The sequence below is a fragment of the Companilactobacillus huachuanensis genome, from assembly GCF_005404815.1.
Lineage (GTDB): Bacteria > Bacillota > Bacilli > Lactobacillales > Lactobacillaceae > Companilactobacillus > Companilactobacillus huachuanensis.
The window spans coordinates 1-7,095 of record NZ_BJDF01000042.1 but is presented as its reverse complement, the minus strand read 5'-3'; the positions used below and the strand labels follow the sequence as shown (position 1 = coordinate 7,095).

Below are 7,095 nucleotides of genomic sequence, written 5' to 3'. Positions count from 1 at the left end.
TGAGAAGGATACACCTGTTCCCATGCCGAACACAGAAGTTAAGCTTCTCCGCGCCGAAAGTAGTTGGTGGGAAACTACCCGCGAGGATAGGGAGCTGCCGCGCTAACATAAAGGGATTGACTTAGGTCAGTTCCTTTTTTCGTATCATTAAATAACTAAAAGAGGAACTGTTTATCTCCCTTTGGGATCATAAACGGTTCTTTTTGTGCCAATAATTATCAAAAAGTTTATAATATTCAATTATTAAATCTTTTACCAAGAGGATATTAAGAATGATTAAGATTAGACAGGCAACTGAGAACGATGTACAAGAATTATTGGATATTTATGCTCCATATGTTCTTAACACGACAATTACTTTTGAAGATGCCATTCCAACTGTAGAAGATTTCAAAAGTCGTATCCATAATATTTTAAAGACTTTTCCTTATCTAGTAGCGGTCGATGATAATGATAAAATTCGAGGATATGCTTACGCCCACGCCTATAAGCCCCGTGCTGCATATGCTTGGACTGTTGAAGCCAGTATCTATGTAGAACACGAATATAAGGGTCATGGCGTTGGTACAACATTGTATCAATATCTTGAAGATACATTGCAAAGACAAGGTGTAGTCAACTTGATGGCCTGTATTACTGAAGAGAATTCTAATAGCGTTAAATTTCATGAGAAATGTGGTTATGAAAAGGTTGGGACTTTTAAAAAGGTCGGTTTTAAGTTCAATCGCTGGCTGGATATCGTTTGGATGCAAAAAACATTGAATCCTCGTTCGAATAAAATTAAAAAGGTTATTTCTTACGATAAATTAAGTTAAAATGATTGACCTAGAGTTAACTCTAAGGGGTATTATTCTTAATGATGAAGGGAGCAATTTTATGACAAAATTAACTGATACATTTGATATTTATAATGGTACTAAGATTCCTAAGGTAGCCTTTGGTACGTGGCAAATTCCTGCTAATCAAGCAAGACAAGCCGTTGCCGATGCTATCGAAACTGGTTACAGACATATTGATACAGCACTTGTTTATGGAAATGAAAAAGAGGTTGGACAAGGTATTAAGGACTCTGGCGTTAAACGTGAAGATCTATATGTAACTTCAAAATTGCCTGCTGAAACTAAATCTTACAAAGGTGCTCTAGCAGATTTTGAAACAACCATGAAGAATCTTGACCTAGATTACTTGGATCTTTATCTTGTACACGCTCCATGGCCATGGGGTGAAATTGGCGCAAATTACGACAAGGAAAACATTGAAGTATGGCGCGCTATGGAAGAAATTTACAAGTCTGGTCGGGTTAAGTCTGTAGGTGTTTCAAACTTTAACGTTCATGATTTGGAAAATGTGATGAAGACAGCTACCGTTAAGCCAATGGTTGATCAAATTCAATACTACATTGGTTATACAGAACCTAAAATCACAGAATTTGCTAAAAAGAATGATATTTTAGTTGAGGCTTACTCACCACTTGCTACGGGTGGCCTAATCCACAACGAAGATGTATTAAAGATTGCTGAAAAATATAATGTTAGCGTTCCACAATTGGCTATTCAATTTGTTATCCAAAATGACGTCTTGCCATTACCTAAGGCAGTTCACAAGGAACACATTGTTGCTAATACGAAATTAGACTTTGAAATTAGTGCTGATGATATGAAGACATTGAATGCTATGCCTGATACTGCACCAGAACATTTCCACAATCCTACTCAGGGTTAATAACTTCTTAATTTAAAAAAGCTGTCACAGAAAATCAATAATTTTCTGTGACAGCTTTTTTAGATAAGTTATTATCTAAAGGTTGAAAGGTGAAAAAGTGATATAAATATTGCTGTGACAGTCCTAAATTCAATTTATTTAAATATCAAAAGATCACAATTAGACAGTCCTGTTATAAAAAAACTAGTTGAAAGAGCTGAAAGTATTCATTTGCCGCGAAAGTGACGTTAGGACTTTAGTCCTTACACCACCAGGCGTGTTGGAGACTTACCGGTTCGGGGTAAGGCTTCAACCGAGATTCGAGACCGCCTCTTGGCTCGAATCGTACCGCGCAGCATATGAATACTTTCAGCTCTGGAAACAGCATACTTACCTAAACTTTCAACCTTTAGTTATTATATAAAGGAAAAAATTAATTGTAAATTTAGAACAGTAATAATACCTGCTAAAATTAATCCTATCCAAGTAGTTAGTTTGCTATTAGCGTGAGATCCCATTAATTTATGATCTGCTGTTAAAAAAATTGTTGGAAAAAGTGTAAATGGCAGAGCGACACTTAAGACAATTTGTGCATAGACTATCATATCTTCGAAATCTGATTCATTGAACCCAACCATGAAGCCGATAATCAAGATTGGAATCAAAGTAACAAATCGGGTTAATAGGCGTCTTTGCCATAAAGGTAAGCGAATATTCAAATAACCCTCCATGACGATTTGACCGGATAAAGTACTGGTAATTGACGAAATCAGACCGGTAATTAATAAGGCAAAAGCAAAGAGCCAACTCATGGCGGGACTAGCTAAACTACCGACGATAGCCGTGCTTTTAAGACCGTTAAAGACATCTTGCAAGCTAGCCAACTGATTAGTGGTATGAAAGAATAATGTTCCACCAAGGATTAATAAGAGGGCATTGATAATAAATGCAGCAACCAAATGGACAACTGAATCCCAGTTAGCAAAGCGTAAAGCCTCATTGACCTGATTGGGGTCATTATGATCGTAACGACGACTTTGTGCCAGAGAAGAATGCAAATAAATATTATGTGGCATGATGGTTGCTCCCATGATACCGAGACTTAAAATAAGTTTCTCATGGTTTTTGAATAAATCGTCTGTGGGAAGTAAACCGGAAAAAATTGCTTTAATTGGTGGATCTGCTCGAAATACTTCGATACCAAAAATTACTCCAACAATTAGGATTGCTGACAGGACAATAAACTCAATTCGACGAATGCCAAATCTAAGAAATAACAAGACTATTAGCACGTCAAGAATCGTTAGTAGGATACCAAAGACTAAAGGTAAGCCAAACAATAATCGTAAAGCGATTGCTGTGCCAATAACGCCGGTTAAATCAGTTGCCATCATTGCAATTTCATTTAAGATCCATAAAAAGTATCGAACATTTTTGGGAACTTTTGCAGCAATTGCCTGAGCTAGATCCTGACGAGCAACGATACCAAGTTTAATCGATAGGGATTGCATGAACATAGCAACAATAATCGACATCAGTAAAACCGATAGTAATTCATAGCGGAATTGACTACCTCCTGACAATGAGGTCAGCCAATTGCCGGGATCCATGTAACCAACAGCGACTAAAGCTCCAGGACCACTGTAGGCTAAGAATTTTTGTAAAAATGAGGTCTCATAAACACTGGGAACTTTAACACTCTCATTTATTTCATCTAGACTTTTTTTGACCATTATTTAACCTGATTTCTAACAGCTAAATCGGCCAAAAATCGACTGAAACGAGGATCATCATTCATCGGAGGGACTAATTGAAATTCATTTCCGCCACTGGCTTTAAAGGTCTGGTAGTTTTGAACATAATCTTCTTCTAAAGTTTCCAAGCAATCGGCTACAAATGAAGGCGTCGCAATTAAAATATTACGTTGACCGAGTTCAACAGCCTGCATCAAGGAATTTTTTAAATATGGTTTCAACCAGGGCATTGGTCCAAATTTCGATTGATAAACAGTTTTAATTTTATTCTTTGGAATTGTTAGCAAATTTGATATAGCGGCAGTGGTTGCTTCACATTCTTCTTGGTAAGGATCACCATGTTTGACCATAGCCGTTGGAATACTGTGATAGCTAATAAATAATGCATCATAAGTATCTTTTTCCCAAGCTGTTTGAATTTGACTGGCTAAAATCTGTTGGTAAGTTGGTTGATCATAGAACTGTTTGATAATTGTTAAGTCGATGTCAACTGACTGTGCCTGCTGGATGATAGATTTAGTTGTACTTTGAGTATATTCAGGAAAGAGTGGTAAGAGAATAACATTTTGACAACCATCTTTTTTCATCTGTAGCAAGGTTTGAGCAATATCTGGTTGATTGTAGGTCATTGCCATTTTCACATTCCATTGTGGCAACAGTTTTTGAACCTGAGCAGTTATTTTTTGCGTGTAGACGATTAATGGAGAACCTTCTGGTAACCAAGAATGCTGATAGAAGGTGGCCGAACGCCAAGAACGCAACGGCAAAATAACCCCTTTCAGTAATGGTTGCCAGAAAACTTTGGGCATTTCGATTACGTTAGGATCACTCAAAAATTCTTGGAGATATTTTTTAACGTCTTTAGTTTTAGGGGACGTTGGTGATCCTAAGTTGACTAATAATAATCCCTGTACCATTGTGTTTTCCCCCCTAATATTTGATTTTATAATAGCATAACTAAGGGTTGAAAGTTTAATTAAGATGCCGTTTCCAGAGCTGAGAGTATCCAATTGCTGCGCCTCCCAGGTTCGGGCTGTTCCGCGCAGCAAATGAATACTCTCAGTTCTTCCAACTAGTTTATTTTTTGTATGGGACGAACAATAAGATGAAGATTTCTGACTATTTAAATATGTAATATCACGCTTTTATGAAAAAAGTTATAAAAAATATTAGACATTTTGAATATATCATGTTAATATAAAAATATACTAATGATAACGATAAGATTTTAGACAAGGAGATGAACTATGAAATTAAAAAACGATAACCTAATGAAACTTTTAACGTCCGATAACGAACCAAAAATCAGCATTATCTTACCGATTCATCCGGAAACTCCTCAGGCAGAAACTAATCTGCTTGCCTATAAAAATCTTTTGAAGGATGTCAAAAAAGACTTAGAACTAAATTATCCACGTCGGGAGTGGAACAATGCAGTAAAAAATCTCGAATCCCTGATCCTCGATAGAAAATTATGGAACTCAGATAAAAGAGCCTTATTGATTTTTGCCAACAATGAGAACATGGAAATCAGAGCTATGGAACATACGGTTTTGGCCAAAGAACATGTTGGAAATACTTTCTTGATTCAAGATCTCTTGTTACCCGAAGAAAATGTTAAGAGACCAGATTACTTGCTAAATATCAGTCGTGACCGAATTAGTGTCATTGATATTAATAGTTTAAAAGAAGTTGAATTAGCAGGTCTACATACTAGATTTTCTGACTACTATTCAGACTTCGATGCTAATTCCAATGTGAACTCGGGTTCATATGGGGGTCTAACAGCAACATATCACGGACACCGTACTAAATCTGAAGAGCAACAAAAAGATCAAAGTATTTATTACCAATATTTAGACAAAGAGTTAATGAATTTGAATCAGACCAAAGGTTATACATTTGTGATAGCAGGCTTATCAGAAACATTAGATGTATATTTGAAGTCGTATGAAAATAAACCTTATATCGGCGGGATCATGCATGGCTCGGTAGTGAATCTGTCCCGTGCCGAATTAGCCGAAAGAGTAAATGATTACTTCGCCTTTGAGAGAATTGCTGAAGTGGAACAAGTAAAGAACAATGTCAGAGCCGCTGGGGAAAAGAATAGAGTTATCAATGACTTGAGTACTATTGACCTTGCTTTAAACAATCGGGATGTTAAAACATTAGTTTCGTTTAATGATGGAAGTTCATATTCAGTAGAGCACAATAAGTTACTGATTAAATCCTTGATCAATAAAATCAATTGTCGAGTTCTATATACACCAGGTGACAATAGTTATCCTAGTATGAGTGCCATTTTAAGGTAGAGAGGGCAATGCAAGGGAGAACTAGCTCTTGATCATCAGGAGTTACCCTTATATAGCCCGTTTTAGAGCCACTGCTTAGAACCAATCGATACCAAAACCATTCATTACCAATGTAGTCGTACAATTAGGAGCTGGGGACATGATTATCATTGTCCTTAAACTCTCGGCATAAAAGTATAACTTTTTTGCTTAAACAAAACAGGCACTGTAATCCGATTTTGGATTACAGTGCCTGTTTGCCTTAACATTAGAAATTTTTAAGTTATATACCGTTCGTACGATTTGAGAAGTTGCACAAGTGTAATGAGTTGCGAATGTTTTGTCCCATTCGTATTCTGTGTTTCAAGCAATATCTTCAAGAAAGGTTTAGGATAGACGTGCAACAGAGAGGTAAAACAATCGGAGGTAGAGTAATGGCAAATGTATTGATTATTGGCGCAACAAGCCTAATGGGTCAAAAGGCGACAAAATTTTTCTTGGACAAAACTGATGATAATATTACTTTGATGGCACGTTACACGGGACTTTTAACGATAGATGAAAAACGTGAACGTGTATTTCAAGGAGACATTATTGATGAAAAAATTTTGGATGATGCAATCAGGGGAGTCGATGTGGTCTTAGTATCACTCGATAGTAATGAAGAGCTTTTGATCCAGAAGATTATAGACGCAATGAACAAAGAGGGAGTTAGACGGTTTATATTCTTAACATCCATGGGTCTTTATAATGAGGTTCCTATTACTAATGGCGCTTCAGGAAATTTGAATGACGGAGAAATACTAGCACCATATCAAGAAGTAGTTGATGCAATTGAAAACTCGGATTTGAATTATACAATTGTCCGTCCCACATGGCTAGATAATGGTCAAGACGTCGACAATTATGAAATCGTTCGTAAAGGTGGTCAATCTAAGACAGATACAGTCGCCAGCAGCAGTGTGGCCGACCTTATTGTTCGTTTAGCACACAATGGTAAGCTGGGTTCACACGATAGTTTAGCCATTAGTCGTAAAGCATAATAATATTACTATTAAAAAATGCCTATCAAACTTGAATTATTCCAAGCTTGATAGGCATTTTGCGTTAATTTTATAAAGGTTGAAAGTTTGATGCATTATGCCGTTTCCAGAGCTGAGAGTATTCAATTGCTGCGCGGAACGGCCCGAGCCTGGGAAGCGGTCTCGAGCCTCGGTTGAAGCCTCGCAAAACCCGCGAGTCTTCAACGCTGATCTGAACCCCGAAGTTTGGACACTTTTTTATGCAGCTTTTAATTCTGTTGATTCTCGATATTGAACAGGCGACATTCCACCTAAATCTGTTTTGAT

General features: G+C 37.0%; 6 protein-coding genes and 1 rRNA gene. 5 read left to right on the top strand and 2 right to left on the bottom strand.

The window, feature by feature from the left end:
• The 3 genes from rrf to FFM71_RS13120 all read left to right on the top strand — a co-directional run.
• Positions 1-103 (top strand): 5S ribosomal RNA (gene rrf / locus FFM71_RS13130); the annotation flags it as partial.
• Between the two features lie 169 nt (positions 104-272).
• The gene (locus tag FFM71_RS13125; RefSeq protein WP_137612604.1) at positions 273-815 is read left to right on the top strand and encodes a GNAT family N-acetyltransferase; all 543 of its coding nucleotides are present in this window, start codon (positions 273-275) and stop codon (positions 813-815) included.
• A 61-nt stretch (positions 816-876) separates the two neighbouring features.
• Complete coding sequence (locus FFM71_RS13120) at positions 877-1,722, top strand: aldo/keto reductase family protein (protein WP_137612603.1); 846 nt, start codon at positions 877-879, stop codon at positions 1,720-1,722.
• Positions 1,723-2,117: 395 nt separating this feature from the next.
• Here the strand turns inward: FFM71_RS13120 and FFM71_RS13115 are convergent, their stop codons facing one another.
• Together FFM71_RS13115 and hemH are read right to left on the bottom strand one after the other, a co-directional pair.
• Positions 2,118-3,434, bottom strand: coding sequence for an Nramp family divalent metal transporter (locus FFM71_RS13115; RefSeq protein ID WP_137612602.1), 1,317 nt, complete (start codon positions 3,432-3,434; stop codon positions 2,118-2,120).
• Positions 3,434-4,372, bottom strand: coding sequence for a ferrochelatase (hemH, locus tag FFM71_RS13110; protein WP_137612601.1), 939 nt, complete (start codon positions 4,370-4,372; stop codon positions 3,434-3,436). Before hemH ends, FFM71_RS13115 begins: the two co-directional genes overlap by 1 nt.
• Before the next feature lie 330 nt (positions 4,373-4,702).
• Between hemH and FFM71_RS13105 the strand changes: the two genes are divergently transcribed.
• Both FFM71_RS13105 and FFM71_RS13100 read left to right on the top strand, forming a co-directional pair.
• Entirely contained in the window at positions 4,703-5,767 is a 1,065-nt protein-coding gene (locus tag FFM71_RS13105) for a baeRF8 domain-containing protein (protein ID WP_137612600.1), read from the top strand.
• A 413-nt stretch (positions 5,768-6,180) separates the two neighbouring features.
• Positions 6,181-6,789 (top strand): NAD(P)H-binding protein, encoded by a 609-nt coding sequence (locus FFM71_RS13100; protein WP_137612599.1) that lies wholly within the window; start codon positions 6,181-6,183, stop codon positions 6,787-6,789.
• Positions 6,790-7,095 lie beyond the last annotated feature (306 nt).